This is a genomic window from Pristimantibacillus sp. Z349TD_6, assembly GCF_056173205.1.
Genome location: NZ_CM149662.1, coordinates 2,080,551 through 2,101,819, shown reverse-complemented (window position 1 = coordinate 2,101,819; position 21,269 = coordinate 2,080,551). Strand labels below are relative to the sequence as shown.

Annotated in this window: 17 protein-coding genes; 7 read left to right on the top strand and 10 right to left on the bottom strand. The window is 44.9% G+C overall.

Annotation, left to right across the window (positions count from 1 at the left end; genetic code table 11):
• Positions 1-133 precede the first annotated feature (133 nt).
• From AC0VYE_RS09050 to AC0VYE_RS09040, 3 genes are all read right to left on the bottom strand, one after another.
• Positions 134-1,867 carry an extracellular solute-binding protein gene (locus AC0VYE_RS09050; protein ID WP_076267775.1) on the bottom strand — a complete coding sequence of 578 codons (1,734 nt, stop codon included), beginning with the start codon at positions 1,865-1,867 and terminating at the stop codon, positions 134-136.
• Between the two features lie 127 nt (positions 1,868-1,994).
• A complete protein-coding gene (locus AC0VYE_RS09045) occupies positions 1,995-2,873 on the bottom strand; it encodes a carbohydrate ABC transporter permease (protein WP_076267776.1) in 879 nt (292 codons plus the stop codon).
• 23 nt (positions 2,874-2,896) lie between these two features.
• Positions 2,897-3,751: an ABC transporter permease gene (locus AC0VYE_RS09040; protein WP_475449499.1), complete on the bottom strand. Its 855-nt coding sequence runs from the start codon at positions 3,749-3,751 to the stop codon at positions 2,897-2,899.
• Between the two features lie 268 nt (positions 3,752-4,019).
• Here AC0VYE_RS09040 and AC0VYE_RS09035 point away from each other — a divergent pair, with 268 nt between their 5' ends.
• Positions 4,020-5,753 carry a sensor histidine kinase gene (locus AC0VYE_RS09035; RefSeq protein ID WP_475447355.1) on the top strand — a complete coding sequence of 578 codons (1,734 nt, stop codon included), beginning with the start codon at positions 4,020-4,022 and terminating at the stop codon, positions 5,751-5,753.
• A 186-nt stretch (positions 5,754-5,939) separates the two neighbouring features.
• Positions 5,940-7,553: a response regulator gene (locus AC0VYE_RS09030; RefSeq protein ID WP_475447353.1), complete on the top strand. Its 1,614-nt coding sequence runs from the start codon at positions 5,940-5,942 to the stop codon at positions 7,551-7,553.
• Here AC0VYE_RS09030 and AC0VYE_RS09025 read toward each other — a convergent pair.
• Both AC0VYE_RS09025 and AC0VYE_RS09020 read right to left on the bottom strand, forming a co-directional pair.
• A complete protein-coding gene (locus AC0VYE_RS09025; protein ID WP_256710873.1) occupies positions 7,550-8,590 on the bottom strand; it encodes an MBL fold metallo-hydrolase in 1,041 nt (346 codons plus the stop codon). The two genes, AC0VYE_RS09030 and AC0VYE_RS09025, sit on opposite strands and share 4 nt — an antisense overlap.
• Entirely contained in the window at positions 8,587-9,336 is a 750-nt protein-coding gene (locus tag AC0VYE_RS09020; RefSeq protein WP_475447350.1) for a class I SAM-dependent methyltransferase, read from the bottom strand. Before AC0VYE_RS09020 ends, AC0VYE_RS09025 begins: the two co-directional genes overlap by 4 nt.
• Positions 9,337-9,522: 186 nt before the next feature.
• On the opposite strand from AC0VYE_RS09020, the gene AC0VYE_RS09015 reads away from it, so the two are divergent.
• From AC0VYE_RS09015 to AC0VYE_RS09005, 3 genes are read left to right on the top strand one after another with little or no spacing between them, the layout of a single operon-like run.
• The gene (locus tag AC0VYE_RS09015) at positions 9,523-10,854 is read left to right on the top strand and encodes a spore germination protein (protein WP_076267780.1); all 1,332 of its coding nucleotides are present in this window, start codon (positions 9,523-9,525) and stop codon (positions 10,852-10,854) included.
• Entirely contained in the window at positions 10,851-11,951 is a 1,101-nt protein-coding gene (locus AC0VYE_RS09010) for a GerAB/ArcD/ProY family transporter (RefSeq protein WP_076267781.1), read from the top strand. The genes AC0VYE_RS09015 and AC0VYE_RS09010 overlap by 4 nt, the downstream gene beginning before the upstream one ends.
• On the top strand, positions 11,948-13,039 hold the full coding sequence (locus tag AC0VYE_RS09005) for a Ger(x)C family spore germination protein (protein ID WP_475447348.1): 1,092 nt from the start codon (positions 11,948-11,950) through the stop codon (positions 13,037-13,039). The genes AC0VYE_RS09010 and AC0VYE_RS09005 overlap by 4 nt, the downstream gene beginning before the upstream one ends.
• Before the next feature lie 73 nt (positions 13,040-13,112).
• Here the strand turns inward: AC0VYE_RS09005 and fni are convergent, their stop codons facing one another.
• On the bottom strand, positions 13,113-14,168 hold the full coding sequence (gene fni, locus AC0VYE_RS09000) for a type 2 isopentenyl-diphosphate Delta-isomerase (RefSeq protein WP_475447346.1): 1,056 nt from the start codon (positions 14,166-14,168) through the stop codon (positions 13,113-13,115).
• A gap of 491 nt (positions 14,169-14,659) precedes the next feature.
• Between fni and nagB the strand changes: the two genes are divergently transcribed.
• Both nagB and nagA read left to right on the top strand, forming a co-directional pair.
• The gene (gene nagB, locus AC0VYE_RS08995) at positions 14,660-15,385 is read left to right on the top strand and encodes a glucosamine-6-phosphate deaminase (RefSeq protein WP_076267784.1); all 726 of its coding nucleotides are present in this window, start codon (positions 14,660-14,662) and stop codon (positions 15,383-15,385) included.
• Positions 15,386-16,582: an N-acetylglucosamine-6-phosphate deacetylase gene (nagA, locus tag AC0VYE_RS08990; protein ID WP_475447344.1), complete on the top strand. Its 1,197-nt coding sequence runs from the start codon at positions 15,386-15,388 to the stop codon at positions 16,580-16,582. It abuts the gene before it with no gap.
• 69 nt (positions 16,583-16,651) lie between these two features.
• Here nagA and AC0VYE_RS08985 read toward each other — a convergent pair whose 3' ends face one another.
• The 4 genes from AC0VYE_RS08985 to recQ form a co-directional block, all read right to left on the bottom strand.
• Entirely contained in the window at positions 16,652-17,434 is a 783-nt protein-coding gene (locus AC0VYE_RS08985; RefSeq protein ID WP_076267786.1) for a DeoR/GlpR family DNA-binding transcription regulator, read from the bottom strand.
• 2 nt (positions 17,435-17,436) lie between these two features.
• Complete coding sequence (locus tag AC0VYE_RS08980) at positions 17,437-18,393, bottom strand: sugar kinase (protein ID WP_475447341.1); 957 nt, start codon at positions 18,391-18,393, stop codon at positions 17,437-17,439.
• 49 nt (positions 18,394-18,442) lie between these two features.
• The gene (locus AC0VYE_RS08975) at positions 18,443-18,865 is read right to left on the bottom strand and encodes a hypothetical protein (protein WP_076267788.1); all 423 of its coding nucleotides are present in this window, start codon (positions 18,863-18,865) and stop codon (positions 18,443-18,445) included.
• Between the two features lie 221 nt (positions 18,866-19,086).
• Positions 19,087-21,240: a DNA helicase RecQ gene (gene recQ / locus AC0VYE_RS08970; RefSeq protein ID WP_475447339.1), complete on the bottom strand. Its 2,154-nt coding sequence runs from the start codon at positions 21,238-21,240 to the stop codon at positions 19,087-19,089.
• Positions 21,241-21,269: the final 29 nt, after the last annotated feature.

Sequence of the window (21,269 nt, the reverse complement as noted above, 5' to 3'; positions counted from 1 at the left end):
TAAAATGATAACGCTTACTTGTCTTTTCAAGGAAACAGCCTGCCCCTTACAGCTAAATGATAAACTGCAACGTGACAGACTGTTTGCTCGATCTATTAAACTTTTACATGATGCCTCAGCTGAAAATATCTCCTTATTTTACGCTGTTGTACCAATCGTTAACTTCTTTCGTAATTTGTTCGCCGCCTGATTTTTTCCAGTTTTCAACCATCGTATCGAACGAATCAACTGGTTGTTGTCCGTATACGATTTTGCTGAACGTTTCATTAAGCAGCTTGTTCAGAAGCTCGTTTTTACTTTGCATCGTTTCCGTCAAAGGACCCATATAGTAGTTTTTCATACGGATCGAATTTTGGTCCATAACTACTTTCATCGCATCTGTATTCTCTTTTAGACGTGTATTAAACTCTTGTTTCTCGTATGGCGTTACCGGCTCTGCGCCGCCAGCAAGCTTAACATGCGTTTCTGCATAAAGAGTAGGAATACGAGCGCCTTCAAAAGTGAGCGTGTAGTATAGCGGTGGTGCTGTTTGATCCTTCAAACCAGGGAATAGGTCTGGGTATTTTGCAATATCAGCAGTAATAGAGCCGTCTGGAAGTGTTGCATAATCATAACCTTCTGCGAAGCCCTTCTCGAACTCGCTGCCCGGCTGCGGGTTAGCCATATTATCGAAGAACCAGTTATAGTAGTGCAAAATAGCTTCAGGATTTTTAGCTTTTTTGTTTACGAATACATAACCGTTTGCTGGCGGGTTGCCGCCTGCGGAACCAATTTTACCATCTGGACCAGCAGGAATTGGATACGCTTTATATTTTGCGCCAGGAACGTTGTTCAGAAGATCTGGGAAAGGCCATGCTGGAAGCCAGTTTGGTCCAAAAATAATTCCCGCTTCGCCTTTAGTAAACAATTCCGAGCCCGTTGATTCATCAAGCAATGCTGAATCTTGTGAAATGTAGCCTTTGTCTAACCATTCTTTTAATTTTGTTAATGCATCTTTAGCTGCTGGATTGATCGAACCATGCGCCAAAGATCCATCCGCTGCTTGATTCCATTGACCAGGCATTGTGCCATAAGCGCCAAACACGAAGCCGATATCAGTCATCCAGTTAGCGAAGCCATTTTTGAAGCCTGTTGCAAGACCAATTGTATCCGCTTTGCTGTCTCCGTCTGGATCATTCTTAACGAATGCTTCCATAACCGTTTCCATTTCTGCAAGCGTTGTTGGAGCTTTAAGGTTAAGCTTTGTCAGCCAATCCTCACGAATCCACATGACATGATCTGCGTTGTAGGCATAATCTAGAATAGGCAAGGCCATTTTGTCAGCGCCCCGGCTAATTGGCAGCCAGATGGTTGGATCAAGATCAAGGCCTGCTTTGTAAGTATCATTTGCGTATTTGTCGACCAAATCGCCTACCGGCATAAATTGACCGGAGTCGATCAACATATTAACCGTTTCCATATCTCCGCGGTAAGTGACAACATCCGGCATTTCCTCACCTGATGACAGCATAAGGCGAAGCTTTGTTTTGTAAGCATCATTCGTATTCGTTACAACCCAGTTGTATTTAATGTCAATGCCAAGTCTTTCTTTGATAAGACGAGTATGAACATTATCCTCAATGGACTCGCCTTCTTTGAAGATTGAACCATTTTGGTTAAGACCCCAAACTGTCGTTAACGTAATAGGTGTCGTATACTTGCCATCCGCAAAGCCTTCAGTGCTTCCTTCTTCAACCTTGGCTGGTTCGTTGCTCGCTTTGTTTGTTGCTGCCGGACTGTTAGTCCCCTTGTTCGTGTTGTTTCCAGAACAAGCTGCGATTGCGAGCATAAATGATAGTACCAATAAGACCGAAAGCCACTTCTTCATGCCTTTACCCCCGTAAGTTAATTTTTGTTATTATTAACGATATTTGTAATATCGCTTGTTACCAATATACAGCTCGCTTTACAGCTCCGAAAGACCACAATTTTGTTATTGATGCCTTTTTCTTGCACTATTCTTTGACAGCCCCCATGATGATCCCTTTCACGAAATATCGCTGTAAAAAGGGGTATACAAGCAATATCGGCAATGTACCAATGAAGATTTGCGCGGATTTAACGGTACGCTGCGAGATATGCTTAAGCTCGTTGACATCGGGATTTATTTTATTAAAATCCTGCTGTACAATGATCGTTTGCAAAAAGGTTGCTAATGGATATTTTCTATAATCTGTAATATATAACAATCCATCAAACCATGAATTCCAATGTGTAACCATGGTAAACAATGAAATCGTAGCTAAAGCCGGCATTGAAATGGGTAAAAATATACTCCAAAGCGTTCGGAACTGTCCTGCTCCATCCATGACCGAAGCTTCCTCCAGCTCCTTCGGTACTGCCCGGAAAAAGTTCATTAGAAGCACCATATTAAATACGTTGATCGCCCCTGGCAGAACAAGCGCCCAAATCGAGTTCATTAAATCCAAGTTGCGAATAAGCATGTACGAAGGAACAATACCACCACTGAACAACATCGTAAAGAGAAAATACCACGTATAGACCGAACGGCTCTTAAATGTCCGTCCATCTTTGGATAATGCATAACCCGCTAGAATCATCAAAGTCATGCCGACGAGCGTGCCGAGCGCCGTACGCTTAAAACCTACAAAAAGAGCATTGTGAAAATTATCGTTATTCAGCGTTTTGGAATAGGCTTCAAGGTTGAAGCCGATCGGCCATAGCTTGACCAGATTCGCGTTGGCTGGGGAGCTTGCGCTTAAGCTTACAGCTAGAATATGAACGAGCGGAATAATACAAGAAATACAAATGACCGCGAGCAAAATATAGTTAAATACTGAAAAAGCTTTATAACCTGTTGTTTTGTGATACATGCTTTTTCTCGCCCCTCTCTTTCCTAGAAAATTCGATAACCTGCGTATTTGTATGCCATTCGGTAAGAGAAGACGATCATGATCAAACCGATTAGAGATTTAAACAAACCAACAGCTGTTCCAAAGCTGTATTGACCATTCAATATCGCTGTCCGATAGACGAACGTATCGATAATGTCACCCTTATCGTATACAAGCGAATTGTATAGATTGAAGATTTGATCGAAGCCCCCGTTCAAAATATTGCCGAGGGACAACGTGCCTACGACAACCGCGATTGGAATCATCGACGGAACCGTAATATGCAGCGTCTGCTTCCAGCGCGTGGCGCCATCCACCTCAGCCGCTTCGTACAATGAAGGATTTACACCCGCCAGTGCCGCAAGAAATACGATGGTGTTAAAACCGAAGTTTTGCCAAATATCGCTTACGATAACGGTAAAACGGAACCAATCCCCGTTCCCAAGCCAGAACACAGAATCTATACCGAGACTGTTGAATGTCTGATTCACGATTCCTTTACTGCCCAGCATGTCAGTAAGGATCGCACCTAAAATTACCCATGATATAAAATGCGGCAAGTACACCAAGGTCTGTACCACTCGCTTAAACAGCATTTTTCGAACCTCATTAAGCAGAATCGCGAACGTAAACGGCACGATTAAGCCAAAAACGATCTTTAAGCCCGAAATGATTAAAGTGTTCCAAATGACCTGTTTGCTGTCTGGATACTCAAACATAAAGCGGAAGTGCTCCAGTCCAACAAGCTTCGAATGAAACATGCCGTTATAAGGTTTAAAATCCTGAAAGGCCATAATTAGCCCGCTCATTGGTACATAAGCAAATATAAAGGTAACAATAGCCGCCGGAAGCAGCATGAGATGCAAGGGCCAAGTACGACTAAATAGTTCTCTCGCTCTTTTATCCTTTTGTTGTCTTGGTTTTTTTTCTTGCTGCAGCGGTTTGTTTAGCGCACTTTCCACTGTTCTGCCCCTTTCCAAACAAAATTTGATTTGAGTTTTTTCATCTCTCCTGTATGATTAATTTTACCAGCAGTCTCTCCTGTTCTATAGACCACGATCTTTGGAAGCATGCCATTTTGTTTACTTATGTATCATTATTTTCATAAAAAGAGAGGACTCCAGCATGCGTTTAAGAGAAAACACATTTGCCAAAATGATTACATTGATCGTCCTTTTGCTTATCCCGATCATTATTTTGTATACGCTTTCTATACGGACAAGCATCGGAGTTATCACGGAAGAAATGAAATCGTTGAAGCAGAAGGACATTACCTTTCTAGCGAGCGAGGTTGATAAAAGCGTAACCACGCTATCGACGCTTGGCTTTCTGCTCAGCGAAGATATCCATATCCAGCAGCTGCAAAATTTACATTTAATTGAAAGCACATACCAGCGAAACGATGAGAAGCTGCGCATTCTCGAGAGGCTTCGCCTGCTCAATGTCGCACAGCGCTGGGATACGCAATACAGCATTACAGCGCCGGCAAGCAAGCAGCTCGTATCAACAAATACGTATCTCTCATATGACCTCGAATCGATCAAAAAAATATTGACGCCGACCTGGAAGTACGAGGAAATGACGATTCAAAACATAAAGCAAAATCGTTTCGTACGCCATATCGTCAAGCCAAAAAGCAAAATCACCGATATAGAGAAAGCCGGTATTATCGTAGAGATTTCTTTTCCAGAGGAGCATCTCATAAAGGATTTGGATACTTTCAAGCTGGCAGGCAAAGGCGATCCGTTTCTCGTCCATTCCGATGGGCGCATGATAAAAAATAAAACGGCCGATAAAGAAATGACCAAGAGCATTCAAGCGCTGCTCAAAAAAATGACCGTCCCAGAAGCGTCCAATCAAATTATGACGATAAATGGGGATGATTTTCTCGTCACCTCTGCGCATGTAAAAACGTTGGATTGGTATTTGATTGACTACGTACCGATTGCAAATGTGTTGAAACCAATCGTCAAAAGCCAAAATTTGTTTTACGGCTCCGTCGGTTTGCTGCTCATTATGAGCTTGCTCGCAGGTTATTTGCTTTATCGAAATGTACAGCGCCCAATCGGTTTGCTTATTCGAAGTGTGAAACGGCTGCAGGAAGGCAACTATTCCGCAAGAATAACGGTAAACCCCAAAAATGAATTTACTTATTTATTTCAAAGATTTAACGATATGGCTGCGAATACGGAACAGCTCATTCAGAAGGTTTATGTGGAGGAGCTTCGGAGGCGTGAAGCCAATGTGAAACAGCTGCAATCCCAGATTAATCCGCATTTTTTATACAATTGTTTCGCGCTCATACGCAGCCTTGCTAGACTGGATAAGAAGGAATCTGTCATGCGGCTTGCCATGCACTTGTCTACTTATTATCGCTATACGACAAGGGTCGAGAAGCTGACCGCAACGCTGAGGGAAGAGCTGCAGCTTGTTGAGAGCTATTTGGAAATTCAACAATTTCATATCCAGCACCTGTCCTATCGCATCGAGGTGCCTGATTCGATGCTTGGTGCTCAGATTCCGCGTCTGCTCCTGCAGCCTGTCGTTGAAAACGCGGTGCTGCACGGGATTGAACGTTTTGACGGTGATGGGCTCATCACCATTTCAGGTGTTAGCAATGATCGCTATCACACGATTATTGTGGAAGATAACGGGATGGGGATGACGGACGAAGCCCTTCGAAAGCTGGAGAAAAAAATTATCAATCCTCCTGATGATACGAGCGGCTGCGCGCTGTGGAATATTAGGCAGCGGATGCTGTTCCAATTTGGATCTGAGGCTTCAATCAGCTTCCGAATTCGCGAAGAAGGCGGCGTTGCTGTGTACCTGTCTTGGCCGCATGAAAACTATGCCAACTAGGGCGTGTCTGAAAACCCGTTCAGTGGCACCTTTCACCGCCTTTTCGCCCCCTGCTTCGTTCCGTTTGCTTGTCGTACCCCCGGTACGCCTTCACAAACGCGCCTTGCATGGAACGAAAATTCGGCAAAATTTGCTCTCCTCAGAGCTCTCAGACACGCCTTAGATGAATGAATAGGAGCTGTTCACATGTATCAACTTTTAATAGTGGATGACCAACCGGATCTCGTAGAGGATTTAGCCAGTAATTTGCCATGGAGCTCCGTTGGCATTGATTCCGTCTACCTTGCACACTCTGGGCGGGAAGCGCTTGATATTATGCAGGCTACGCCTATTGATATCGTCATTACAGATATTCATATGCCCGGCCTCTCCGGCCTTGATTTAATCGAACAAATCAAAGAATCATGGAGCAATGTGAAATGTATTTTATTGTCCGGCTATAATGATTTTGAGTATGCCCAAAAAGCACTTCAGTTCCAAGCAAGCGACTATTTGCTGAAGCCCGCTGAAGACGAAGAGCTGCTGCAAGCCGTTCGGAAAGCCGCTTCCCAGCTGGAAGAACATTGGAAGGAGGTCAGCTCGCATCAAAGCGCGCTAACCTCTTTGAAAGAAAACGTCCCTATTTTACGAAATCATCTTCTGCTCTCTCTTCTGAAGGGACAGGCCTACAGCGACGAAAAATTAAAAGAAAAGCTCAATATTCTGAATCTATCTTTTCATCCAAAAGAGCCATATTGTATGATGCTTATGCGGATGGAGGACTACTTCTATGAGCAAAGCGAACGTGACAGCTCGCTGCTTGAATACGCCGTGTGCAACATCGCGGAGGAAATATTTACAGAGGAATATAGGCTATGGCATACGAAGGACGAGCATGGCTACTTTGTATTTCTCATTATGGGCAAAGAAAAGCAACGCCAAGAACAAGCTTCCATGCTGCATCTCATTGAGCAAAAAGCAGCGCAGCTTCAGCATTATGTGAAATTGTATTTAAAGGGGACCGTATCGTTAGTCATTACGAAGCAGGATGTATTTCCGCTTGAGCTGCGCGAAACCTATGATTTCTCGCTTATCAACTTTAGACAGCGCATTGGCAGTGAACGCGGATTTCTCCTCACACTGACAGAAGAATCACAGCAAGGAGAAGCAAATTCTCTCTCTCATTTATACAATCCGCCGCTGCTTATTCATTTGCTTGAGGCAGGACAATGGGTCGCGATCGAGGAGAAACTAAATCTTGCGTTTGAGGAGCTGGAGCTTAAATGGGGCGAGTCGCATGAGCATATTTTGGAAACCTATTTCATGATTGCCAGCTCGTTAAGTTTCTCCATTCATAAAAACAAGCTGTGGATGTCCGACATTATGGGATCTGAGTTCAATCAACTGCTTAGCGGTCCCCACTTTCATACGATTAAGCAGCTTCGCACTTGGACGGCTGGCATACTTGATAACTATAGAAACCATATGACTAGCAAAGTACAGCATTCTCGTTCCAGTACGATTCAGAAGGTTCAAGAATATGTTTCAAGCCATTTAGAAGACGCTTCACTGCAATCGATTGCTTCCCATGTATTTCTGAATCCGTCCTACTTGTCAAAAATATATAAGCTGGAAACCGGCGAAGGCATAAGCGACTACTTATCCAGATTAAAAATGGAAACGGCAGCGCATATGCTTCGCACGACAACAGACAAAATTTACGAGATAGCAGCTAAAGTCGGTTATTTGAAAACGAGTTATTTCATAAAGGTGTTCAAAGATCGATACGGCATTACCCCGCAGGAATTCCGTGATCGTTAAGCGGTGATCGCAAAATAATTATAAATGCCATCTTTTTCAGTAGAAGAGATTCGAGCTTGACGCTCCAAATATACCAAATGCGCAAGTGTCTCAGACATTGCAAATCTGAGCTGATGCGCATTCCCGTTCAGACGATTGCCGAATAGAGCCTCGCACATGCCATAGGCGGTGCGGGGCTCTTCTTCGAGCATCCGAACCATTTTGTCTAGCCTCCGCATATGATGCTGCTGCAGCTCCAATATCCTGTCATGGAAATTGGTAAAAGGATCCCGATGTCCTGGAAAAGCCAATTGAACCTCATAATGAGCAAGCTCCTGCAAGCTGCCTAGAAATGCTTCCAATGGATCGCCATCCTCGCCGGGCACTATGCTCACATTCGGGGTAATATGAGGCATAACCTGATCCCCGCATACCATCCATTTGCGTTCTTGCTGATAGAAACATAGCTGTCCGTTTGCATGACCAGGCGCGTCAATTAAGACCCAGCTCATTCCACCAATTATGATTTGATCTCCCGCTTCGATATAGGTTACCTCCGGCTGAGGGGATACCATCTCCACAAAGGTTTCAAGATTTTGCGCAATAGCCTCTCTATGATGAATCGGCATTCCGTGCTTCGCATACAGAGCCTGCAGCTGCCCGCCGAACTCACTTTCTTCTCCCCACAGCCTAATTGCATAGTCATGTGCCCTGCGTGAAATAAAAACGGGCGCCCCGCTTCTCTCTTGCACATAACCAGCGAGTCCATAATGATCGGGATGCTGATGCGTCAAAATGATTCTTGTAACATTGCGCCACTCCAAGTTATGATGCTGCAAGACTTTGTCCCATACTTGAATGGCTTCGTCCGTTCGCAGTCCCGGATCAATAAGCGTATATCCCTGTTCTTCGGGTATAAGATAGCTGTTAACCCACTTGAGGGAAAAGGGAACCGGGACCTTTACCTGCAGCCATCCTTCCTGCCACGAAACCGTATGTAAAAACTCCTGTTCATTTGAAGACGGCATGCTGCTTGAATCCTTGTTTTCAAATATCATCTTTTAGCTCTCCCTGTCATAATCATTCGCGGAGAAGCCTCTGGATCGTATTTCGAACCATCGTAATTGCCGTACAGCTTGTCTATTCTAAGACTGCAAGCATCTAGATTATTTTCAAACCAGTCTAGGTTGTACAGCCTTACCTGTTCTAAATACTGTCTTGGCTTCTCTTCTTTGTCCGGATTGAAAATTGAAATGCCCTTCTGCACCCAGCCATTTGCAATGGATCTTGCCTCTTGTATAAGCAGACCTGTCTCCTCATCGATACGTTCCGATTGGGGCACTAAGGTTTGAGCCACATAAATAGGATTAAGGAAATCGATTAAAAAACAACCGTCTATACGCAGCACTCTACGTATATGCCGAAGCACGCTCACATTATCTTCCTCTGCTGTGAAATAGCCAAATGAGGTAAATAAATTGACAGTCGCATCAAAACGTTCCGCTTCAAACGGCAGCTGACGCATATCCCCTTTAACCCATTCGACAAGTCCATCTTCATCATGACGATGAGCTTCATCAAGCAATGTAGTCGATAAATCCATACCTGTAACGGTGTAGCCAAGGTTTGCTAAAGCGAGTGAATGCCTTCCCATCCCACAGCCTATATCAAGTACATGAGAACCTTCCGCCAGCTCTAGCCAAGCGATCATTTTGGAAGCTTCCTTATTTGCATTTTCCCAATCGCGATGTTTGTAGACAAGCATATAATCGGAGCCGAAGCTCTGTTCGTACCATGGTTTCATATTAATGCTCTCCTTCATCATGGTCATGCGAATTGCTTGCGAATGATGATCACTTTATTGTACTTGAATTCCAACATACTGGCAAAATCGAATCAAATAAGCATAGTTTTCAAATTATACGTGCAAACTATGGAAGCTTATCCAGATTTTTTTGCAGCTCAGCATCATTTGAAGGGGGGAACCAGCATGAATGAACGTATTCGTTTATTATTTGCAGAAGCAATCGATATCAAATTGGAAAATTTGAAAAATAGCGAAATGAGTATCGAAGTCGCCTATATCGAACCGTTATGCGAAGAGAAAAAAATAAGCGATTTCATTATCGTCCCTTTTATAAAAGAGGAATATTCGTTTCAAGCTCAGCTGGATACAAATCCCGATTATGAAATACTGGAAGATGTCGCTATGTGGCAAAGTCTTCTTTTGCGCGGCCATGTCCTAATTCAAGCAAATGGCGTCGTCTATTCATTCAAAGCTGAACGGGTCATCTGTATTGAGAATTCACAAACTCAAGTGGAAAGTGCTATTCAGGGCCCTCAGATCGCATTAAGCGAAAATATAAATATATCACTCAATCTGATCCGCGGCATGTACCCTTCCCCCGATCTTTCGGTGGAAGAGCATACAATTGGAACATTGTCCCAAACCCCCGTGTTCGCCTTATTTGATCAGAGACGTGTAGATCCTACCGTGCTTGATAATGTACGTACAAAGTTAACAACGATTAACGTGGAAATGCTACATTCCGCTGGTGAGCTTGAGAAGCTGTTAGTCGGCAATCGCAAGCATTTGTTTCCAACTATTCTGATTACAGAACGTCCTGACCGCATTACCAGTGCGATTTCCAAAGGGAAAATAATCATTCTCTTAAAGGGAAACATGTTTGCTCTTATTTTGCCGTCTACATTTTTTGATTTTATGCACGCCGTAGAGGATGATTACGACTCCTATTGGATGACTCGTTTTCTAATCTTCCTACGTTACACATCAACTTTGCTTACAATCACTTTGCCTGCTCTCTATATTTCCGTTGTCTCCTATAATCCAGAGCTGTTTCGCGTGCAGCTTGCTTTCTCTATTGCAGGCAGCCGTTCTGCTGTTCCTTATCCATCGTTCATAGAAGTATTTATTATGCTCTTTATGATCGAAACACTAATCGAAGCGAGCATTCGCTTGCCCAGGTACATCGGCTCCACGGCAACAACCGTTGGAGGACTTATTCTTGGACAAGCCGCTCAGCAAGCCGGTCTCGTAAGCAGCATTATGATTATCGTAACGTCAGTCGTAGCTATTTCAAATTTCGTAATCCCCGTTAATTCATTGTCATTTGCTGTTCGCTTCTTGAAATACCCGTTAATCGTCATCTCTATTTTCTTCGGTATCACCGGTGTAGCCGTTGGTTTGTTTATCTATATCACTTATTTATGCAGCCTAAGAAGCTTTGGCAAGCCATATATGCGTATTTTCGGAAAACTAAGGCCGTTAGAAGGCGATGTGGGGCAGGTGAAGATTAAATGAACCGTTATTTCTATTACAACTTTATTCTCGTAAGTTTTATTAATCTTTTGCTTTATGTCCCACATATCCTTATTCAATATCGCTATACCGGTGCCGTATCTTCAATTGTGGTCGGGATTGTTATTGGTACGATACTCGTCTATATGTATACAAGTGCAATGGCTCGTTATCCCGGAAAAGGATTGCCTGAGATATTAAAGCTGCATTCACCGCAATGGCTCGTTACGATCTCCATGTTATTTTTTTCAGTTATGTGGTGGTTTGCAACGACTATCGTTGTTGTTGCCTACGCCATTCTTATTAATCGTTTTTTCAATCCAGATGCGGATGCGAATGTTATTCTAGCCATGCTCGTTATTGCATGCGGTTATGCTGCCACACGTTCAACCCTCTCCGTTATGTTCATCGTTGAAATCGGCATGATCGTAAATGCTCCAATCATAATCTTTATATTGTTTAAAGCCGTACGAAGCAACCAGCTTAATTGGGATGCGATTCATGTCGTAGCCAACTACATAACGGAAATGCCAACATTGACCTGCATTGCAGCCTCTACTTTCATTTTTACCGGTTATATTAATCTTTCATTGTTCAATCGGCTATTTCCACCAAATTTCCGTTTTAAATTCCGCTTTATTTATCCGATAGCCGGCGCTGTTATTTTATTGATTACATTTTTTGTACCCATTGGTTTTCATGGAACGGAAGGCGTAAACCAATACATTTACATATGGAGCCAGACTGCTGATTCCCTGCTAATGCAATACGGCTTTATTGAACGAGTGTTGTTTCTTTTTCTAATCGTTTTTTTGAACCTGACTCTCGTTTATACGATGTCCGGCTGGCATCAGGCGATGGAGTTTGTGAAATCTTGTTTTCCAAGCTATAGGCCGGAGTTTGATAGTCTCAAAACACCGATGTCCAACTATGTCATCGTCGGCATTTTTGTATTGCTCTCCATCCTGTATCTCATGCTGACGAATGAAAAGATGAACATGATCATTACTTCCTATTGGCTCATTGTCCGATTTTTCGTGGAGATATTAATCGTCGTTTGGGTGTTCGTGCTTAGCAAAAGGAGGTCCAAAGCCGTATGAGCATCACCCTTCGAGTCTTTTTGTTAATCCTCTCTCTTGGTTTGCTTGGCGGCTGCGGGTTCAAGGATATCGACAAACGATTCTTCGTGGTCGCTCTTGGCATAGATGCATCAGATAATGAGAAAAAACCGTATCGTCTTTCCCTGCTGCTTGCTGTTCCGTCTCCAAAGATCGAGCCTGGCGCATCGAAAACGCAAATCGAGACTATCGATACAGAAACCGTCGCAGAAGGCATTCGAATGTTGAAATCCTACGTCGACAAGGAGCTGGATTTCGGGCATTGCAAAGTGTTTCTCATTGGTGAGAAGATCGCCCGCCAAAGCTATACGGAAATATTGCAATGGATGTCGCGCAGAAGAGATATCCAAAGTGTCGCCGATATTGCTATCGGGAAACCGGATGCGGAATCACTGCTGAAAATAAAGCCTGTGTCAGAGCGTTATCCAGGCAACACGCTTTTTTTAAGCTTTGGAGCAGATGGAACCGAGTCATCTTATACTTACGTAGAAACTTTATCAGACTTCGCTAGGCGTGCTTCCGAGGAAGGACTTGATCCGCTGATGCCTGTTATTACAAAGGATGGTAAAAAGAGCTTCGTCATCAACCGAACAGCGCTGCTGGACAAAACAAAGGTCAAGCTTATGTTATCTCCAGCTGAATCGCAGCTTTATAATCAGCTCGCTGAAGATTTCACCAAATCCTCGATGCATGGCATGTTTGAAGGCTTGGATTTAGTCGTAGCGATTACCGATATGCACTCAAGCTTCCGACTCGGCAAGCAAAACGGCCAAGACACGATCACGCTGGATGTTAAGATCAGGGTCGTATTTGAGGAAGCGCCAAAAGGCATATATGAAGATCAGTGGCAGCCGATTGAGCAAAATTTAAATAAGGAATATGCCAAATCTTGTCTTGCTCTTCTCCAAAAAATCCAAAAAGCAAATGTAGACCCCATAGGTTTCGGACTGCGCTATCGGGCTACCCATCCTGGCAAGGAGGCTTGGCAGCAGTGGCAATCCATCTACCCTAACGTTAAATTTATCGTAAATACCAATATCAAAATTGAAGGCACAGGTATTATCAAATAGGGTTAGCACAACAAACAAAAGAGGTGAGCCAGAAGCTTGTTGCTTCTGGCTCACCTTAAATGATAGTTAAATATTATTTTAGGATCAATCGGTTTGTTTGACGCAGCTCATTAATCGTACCAACGCCAATGCCAAACATCGCCGTACGCATTTCAAACTCAATGCGTTCGAATTGCTGCAGCAATTGCTCCTGCGAAATTTCCTTGCTGCTGCTAGCCGCTTGCGGCAGCAATACGCGTCCAAAGCCCGCAAGATTTGCGCCAAGCGCGATAGCTTTTGCGGCATCAACGCCTGTACGCAAACCTCCGCTTGCAATAATATTAGCCTCGGGAAGCGCAGCGCGAATTTCTGTCACACTCTCAGCAGTCGGTATGCCCCAATCCGCGAATGCTTCAGCAGCTTGCCTTCTTAGATCGTCGGTGGAGCGAAACTTCTCGACCTGACTCCATGAAGTTCCACCCGCTCCAGCAGCGTCGATAAAGGAAACGCCTACACCCACAAGCGCTGCTGCCGTCTCCGCATCGATACCCCAGCCCACTTCTTTTACCCCAACCGGTACATTAAGCGACCTGCAAACCTGCTCAATCGAAACCAATAAATTGCGGAAATCGGTATCACCTTCGGGTTGAAACACCTCTTGCATGCTGTTGAGATGCAGGACTAACGCATCCGCTTCAGCAATATCTACAGCTCTGCGGCATGATTCTACTCCAAAACCATAATTCAACTGAACCGCACCAACGTTAGCAATAACAGGCACGGTAGGCGCATCTTTCCGTATGGAGAACGAAGCTGCGAGCTGTTCGTTTTCTATTGCGGCGCGCATGGAGCCTAGTCCAATCGCCCAGCCCCTCGTTTCTGCCACAACCGCCAATCGACGATTAATAGCCCCTGCTTCATCCGTTCCTCCAGTCATGGAGCTTACGAGCAGTGGGGCTCCAAGCTTTTTGCCGAACCAATCTGTATTTAGGCTTACTTCAGCGAAGGAAAGCTCAGGCAGTGCATTATGCTTAAAGCGGTACCGCCCCAAGCCCGTTTCAATGCCGACGCTGTTTACTTGCTCCTGCAAGCAAATACGTATATGTTCTCCTTTACGCTTTGCAGTTGCTGCTTGCTGATCTACTGACATGCTTGTTCCTCCCAAGCTTAAACGGCCAGCGCCTTTTATAGCAGCGCCGCTCTCGTTTCGCTTCTCTATCTTCTATTCCTGCGTATACAACTTGTAAATTTCCTCATCAATAAGCTGAACATATATGTATCCATTAGGTCTGCTTGCACTTTACAATTCATAACCTTTTCAGCGTAGTAACTATGTACTAGTTTAGCACATTTTTTTGATTCACGCTCTCAACTCCACGACATTGACACATAAGCTGATCCATCCATTCTGATGCATGCGCTCTGGCGTCTAGAATAGTTCTTCTAATAAATGTGGCATTATAAAGAGACTATCCCAATCCTAAAAATATGAGCCTGACCGCTGAGTTAGAAGCGACGGCTAGTTCAGTAGACAAATGATTTTTACAATCATTTATTTGAATTTTACAATCATTTTATCTTGTTAAACCGTCGAAATTCATATAAAATATAACTAACAAAAGCCTTATAGGGGGACTAAACATGGAAATGATTATATTTGATACACAACAGGAATTAGATGCTTATGCTGCGGAATTATTCGTAGGTATCGTAAAAGAGAAACCAGATGCAGTACTAGGCCTTGCAACAGGATCGACACCCATCGGAATTTATGACAAAATAGTAGAACTGCATAAACAAAACAACGTTAGCTTTAAAGATGTGACAACGTTCAATTTGGATGAATATGTCGGAATCAAGCCTGATAACGACCAAAGCTACGCCTACTACATGAAGCAGCATCTGTTCTCGCACATCGATATTCCCGAGAACCAAATCCATTTGCCAAATGGCATGGCTTCGGATGTTGAGCTGGAATCGAATGCTTACGATGCAATGTTAGAAGCAAGACCAGTAGATATTCAATTGCTTGGTCTAGGCCACAACGGTCATATTGGATTCAATGAGCCTGATGTTAATCTTTCTGGCGGCACTCACGTTGTTAAATTAAAAGAGGAAACGCGTGAAGCAAATGCTCGTTTCTTCGATTCAATGGATGAAGTACCTGAGTATGCAATTACGATGGGTGTTGGCTCTATTTTGAAAGCTAATACGATCGTGCTTGCTGTTCGTGGTGCTGACAAAGCAGAAATTGTAAAAGAAGCATTGACTGGTCCAATTACGACTAACGTACCGGCTTCATTGCTGCAAACTCATGCGCGCGTCATTGTTCTACTAGACCGCGAGGCGGGAAGGATGTTAAGTTAAATGACCCTAAACTCTGCAAACTGGTTCATCCACAACGTAAATATCGTGCTTGAAGATGGGATAGTTAACGGCAGTGTTTTTGTACAAGATGGGAAGATTGCAAAAATTGTTGCCCAAGATGACAACGAAGCAGCAAACGAGGCTTCGGATGCACAATTGTCTATCGACGGAAAGGGAGGCTGGCTGCTTCCTGGTTTTATTGATGTGCATGTTCACGGTGGATTTGGCGCTGATTTTATGGATGCCAGCCGTGAAAGCTTCGACACCATTACTAAATTCCATGCCTCGCAAGGTACGACAGGCATGCTTGCTACAACGATGACTGCTCCTAAGGAAGCAATTGAAGACGTATTGCATGCCGTTGCAGATTACCGCAGCAGTGAAATGCCTTACGCAGCCTTGTACGGCGTACATCTAGAGGGTCCATTCATAAGCGAGGTATGGCCAGGCGCTCAAAACCCAGCTTATATTAAAACACCTCAGCTGGAATGGATGCAGCAATGGCATGCCAAGTGGCCCGATCTTCTCCGTCAGCTTACACTGGCTCCTGAGAAAAGCGGTGCGATTGAGACCATCGCTTGGCTTGCTGAGCAAGGGATCGTCACAGCCTGCGGTCATACGGATGCTGTCTATGATGAAGTGATCGCTGCTGCTGATGCTGGCCTTACGCAGGCTGTTCATACCTATAATGCAATGCGTGGTCTGCATCACCGTGAACCTGGTACGCTAGGAGCTGTATTGACCGATGACCGTATTGTGGCCGAGCTCATAGCCGATGGTATTCACGTGCATCCAGCTGCAATTCGTTTGGTGCTCGCTGCTAAACCTTCAGATAAGGTTATACTGATCACAGATGCGATGGCCGCAGCAGGCATGCCGGAAGGCGAATATAGTCTTGGAGGCTTAGCCGTCATCGTAAAAAACGGCGAAGCAAGGTTAAAAGATGGCAACGCCCTAGCAGGCAGCTGTTTAACGATGATTGGTGCCGTACGCTTTATCCATGAGCATACTAACCTATCGCTTTCTGAAATTAGTCGATTTGCTAGCGGCAATGCAGCAAAACAGCTTGGCATCAGCGACCGTACCGGTACAATTACAAGCGGTAAACAAGCTGATCTTGTATGGATTGACTCGCAAATGCAGGTTCAACAGACTTGGGCGCAAGGCCGTTCCATATACGAAGCTAAGCAAGCGTAAAAAAAGCAAGAGGTTCCGTGTTCAAAGGTTAGATAACCTTTGAGCACGGAACCTCTTTTTTAATAACTGTTAATCTGTCACGTATACGGAAATACCGTGCTGCTTCATTTCAGCTGCAAGCTCTTCAGTGAGCGGAACATCCGTAATGACGCCTTTCAGCTCGGATAAGGATGCAATGGAAAATAATGAGGTGCGATCTGTCTTCGTATGATCGAATACGGCATAGGCCGCTTGCGAACGCTTAATGAGTGCTTTAGCAATTTGCGCTTCTTGCTCGGAGTAGGTCGTGATGCCGCCAGCAGCAGATATACCATCAACACCGATAAACATCTTTCCGATATGCAAATGAGCGACCATACCCTCACCTAGAGGGCCGCACAGCTCAAAGCTGTTATGGCGCATAATGCCGCCAGTAACGACAACCTGAATATCGCTGCCTGCCAGCTCCATCGCGATATTAACCGCATTGGTCACTACCGTGATGCCCCGCCTCGATTTGATCATCTTTGCAATTAGGAAATTAGTTGTACCGCCAGAGAGACCAATCACATCGCCTTCCAAAATTAAAGAAGCAGCTAATTCCGCGATATGCTCTTTCTCCAGAATCGACAAACCTTCCTTCTCCGCAAAAGGCAAATCCCTTACTGAATTCATTCCATCGTACATCGCACCGCCAATTGTCCGAATAACCGGATAATCAGCTTCCATTTGCTCAAGATCTCTTCGAGCCGTCGCTTCAGAGCAGCCGAAGCGCTCAACCATTTCCAAAATCGTCACCCTGCCCTGCTGCTTCAACAGCTGCAGAATAGCTTCACGGCGACGCTGACCCTTGTTACCGATCAATTCAGCCATTATCAGCGCTCCACCCAAGCCTTGGCGGACATCCGCTGTTGGACGACACTCCATTCCGGCAAAGCTTCCCAGTCGCCACGCATTTGAACGACTAAAGATCCATTAATACTTGCAAGGCGTACTGCTTCTACTGGGGATAAGCCCTTCATAATACCTGCTAAGAAACCAGCGCAAAAGCCGTCACCCGCGCCTACAGTATCAACAACCTGCTCAGCCGGATAGAAAGGCAAGCTTTCTTCCTGTCCTTTGTTTAGAACAATCGTCGTGTCGCCTCTGCCTTTAATGATCGACACCGCTTTTAACTGATTTAGCTGGCCTTTAATATGCTCATAATCGTCTGTTTCGTACAATAGCTTAAGCTCGTCCCATCCTGGCAAAAAGTAATCCGCATCTGCTGCAAGCGGCAGCAGTGCTGCACGAGCTTCTTCGATTGACCACAGCTTAAGCCGCAGGTTCGGGTCAAAGCTGACAAGCACCCCAGCTTCCTTCGCAATATCGATAGCGCGGCGAACCGTCTTGCGGCAATCCTCGCTAAGCGCAGCTGTGATACCGGTTACATGAAGCAGTTTAGCACCGCGAATATAATTCTCGTCAAGATGCTCAGGCAGCATCCGACTAGCTGCCGAATGCTTTCTGAAATAATGAACGGCTGTTCTACCCGCTACATGCTCACGAAACATCATGCCTGTAGGAGCTTCCGAGCTAAGCTGCGCACGAGATACGTCTACACCTTCGCCCCGCAGCGTCTTCAAAATAATTTTGCCAAACGGATCGTCGCCGAGAGCGCCAAACCATCCAACAGAGGAGCCTAGACGTGCAAGTCCTATTGCGACATTGCTTTCCGCTCCGCCAAAGCTTTGTTCCAGCTTAGCGGCGCGTTCGATTGACTTATGCTCCTCTGGCATAAACAAAGCCATTGATTCGCCAAACGTTACAATTTGCGGCGATGATTCTAACACGTAAAAATCCCCCTATAGCGTTATATAATCGGCGTTATCCATATTAGCTTTAGATCATCGGAAACTTCATGAAGTAAATAATAGCGATGTATAGCACCAATACGATGATGCTCATCACGCGTGCTTTGTTAATGTGTGCAGTTGCGCTTTTGCCTTCTTGAATGGATGCAACTACAAGCTTAAGCGGCTTGGAAATAATTCCGCCTAGTGCCGCAATTGCCAGGAACAGCAAAATAATAATGACCATCCATGCCACCTTGTAATCCGCTTGCGACATCAAATACCCACCTGTTAGCAGCTGCAAAACTAGAAAATATTGCGCAATTCGGTTTGCCGAACGCAGGCCGTCAGCTAATCCGCCTTGTCCAACTCCGGCAAGCTTAGTAGCTCTACCCAGCATGATTGGAAGAACGATATAGAAGCCCATTCCTACTGCACCAATCACGTGCAAAAATAACATTACTTTAAACATTTTAACTCCTCCTGTTTTGGTAAAACGTAATCATCCATTCATCGATTCGCAATTGCCAAAATTAATTCTATAAATAGTTTATCAGAAACGAGATTTTTTTCAAATGACTATGCTCCTGAACCGAGGTTTTATACCCTTTTTTGTTGATTTAGCTCCGAATTCGTTCCCTAAATTTTCACACTTTAACTAGAAAGCTCATTTTAATCGATTTTCGGTTGGCTTTAAGCTTTAAAGCCGTATTTACTCATAACCCCATGAATTGCAAAATAAGTAACTTCCTCAGGCAAGGCATCCTTTATGGGACGCAGCTTATCGATTCCTTGCTCGCCAATGGCATGGACGATCAATTGCTCATATTCTGCTGGAATGATTCTGCTCCAATCGATTTCTTCACCTTCATCTGCGCAGCGTATGATATGTCCTTCAACGGTTACTTTCGTTAATCCTCGTTCCTTCGCTATTTCATCAGGTTCCAGCCCACTTTGAAATAGCTTGAGCGTAGCATAATGACTTGGCTGCTCATCATTCGCTGCGGCCTTCTTGACAACTGACGGCTCTCTAGCCGCAATAGTAATCATTCCTTCGGCTTGACCTTCGCCTCCGAACGATTGAATAATCGAAAGCAGATCTTCTCCATATTTCTCTGCCTTCGCGGCACCAATCCCCTTCACGCTAAGCAGTTGATTCTCGTTTTGCGGCCGAGCCATAGCGATTTCTCGCAGCGTTGCGTCAAAGAACAGCATAAATGGAGGCACACCCTCTGTAGCTGCCTTTTCTTTGCGCCATTGCTTGAGCGCATCGAATAGAGGTGAGGCAGCTGCTGAATCGGAAGAGGCTGCTTGTCGAACCGTTGCTCTAACTCTTTGCATAATTGATTCGCGGCCTTCCAGTACCGGCAGTGCGCTCGCAGTTAGCGAGACGACTGGATATTGCCCTTCACTAAGCTTTAAGTATCCTTCAGCTACGAGCCAATAAAGCCAATCCGCTATCTCTTTCTCGGGCAAATGCCGCATTAAACCATAGGTAGTCAAACGATCGAGCCCAAATTCAAGCAGCCGTTTATCACGCGATCCCTTTAGTACCTTGGCTGCCATCGTTACACCGAAACGCCCTCTCATTCGACCAACGCAGGAGAGCGCCATCTTCGCTTCCTCCGTCCGGTTAACCGGCTCGCTCTTATCGAGACAGCTGCTGCATTTCCCGCATGCCACAACATCCGTCTCTCCGAAATAATCAACGATAAATTGCTGTAAACAACGCTGTGTACGACTATAGTTCATCATGGTATGGAGCTTTGCGAGCTGAATCGATTTACGATCTGAATCCCCAGTGCCCTGTTCAATCAGAAAGCGTTGCACCTGCATATCAGCCGGTTCAAACAAGAGAATGCACTCGCTCTCCTCTCCATCACGGCCGGCACGGCCTGCTTCTTGGTAATAGGATTCAATATCGCTAGTCATTTGCCAATGCAGCACATAACGTACGTTAGGTTTATCAATGCCCATTCCAAAAGCATTCGTTGCAACCATTACACGAATTTCATCGAATCGAAACTTCTCCTGTGTGTCAGCGCGCTCAACATCCGACAACCCACCGTGGTATTTGCCTGCTTGAATGCCTCTGCGTGTTAATTGCTCATATACATTTTCGACTTCTTTTCTAGTTGCTGCATAGATAATGCCTGATTGATCCTTACGCCCTGATATGAAGCTCTCAAGAAACTTTTTCTTATCCACGCCTGTAACGACGGATAGAGACAAATTTGGTCTCGCAAATCCCGTTACAAAAATGCTAGGTTCACGCAGCTTGAGCATTTCTGAAATATCAAGCGCTACCTCGTTTGTTGCCGTAGCCGTAAACGCCGCAACGAGCGGTCGATCTTTCATTCGAGCAATCCAGCCTGCTAGCTGACGATAGCTGGGACGGAAGTCATGCCCCCACTGTGATACGCAGTGAGCCTCGTCTATCGCAATGAGCGGTATAGTGAGCGTCTCAGATAACGATTGGAACATCGGCGCATCAAGTCGTTCAGGCGCAACATACAGCAGCTTATATTCTCCCATCATCGCGTTTCGCATCACATCTCGATATTCAGCTGCTCCTAGCGAGCTGTTAAGAAACGCTGCAGATACCCCGACTCGCCTCAGCGCATCAACCTGATCCTTCATGAGCGAGATGAGTGGCGAAATAACAAGAGACGTTCCCGGCAAAAGCATGGATGGAATTTGATAACAAATCGATTTTCCGCCGCCGGTCGGCAAAATAGCTAGTGTATCGCGTCCATTCATAATCCCCGATATAATGTCTTCCTGTCCTTTACGGAAAGAGTCATAGCCATATACCTGTTTCAAGGCTTGTCTTGCTTGTTCGATCAACCTGTACCCCTCCCATTGTAAACCTTTTC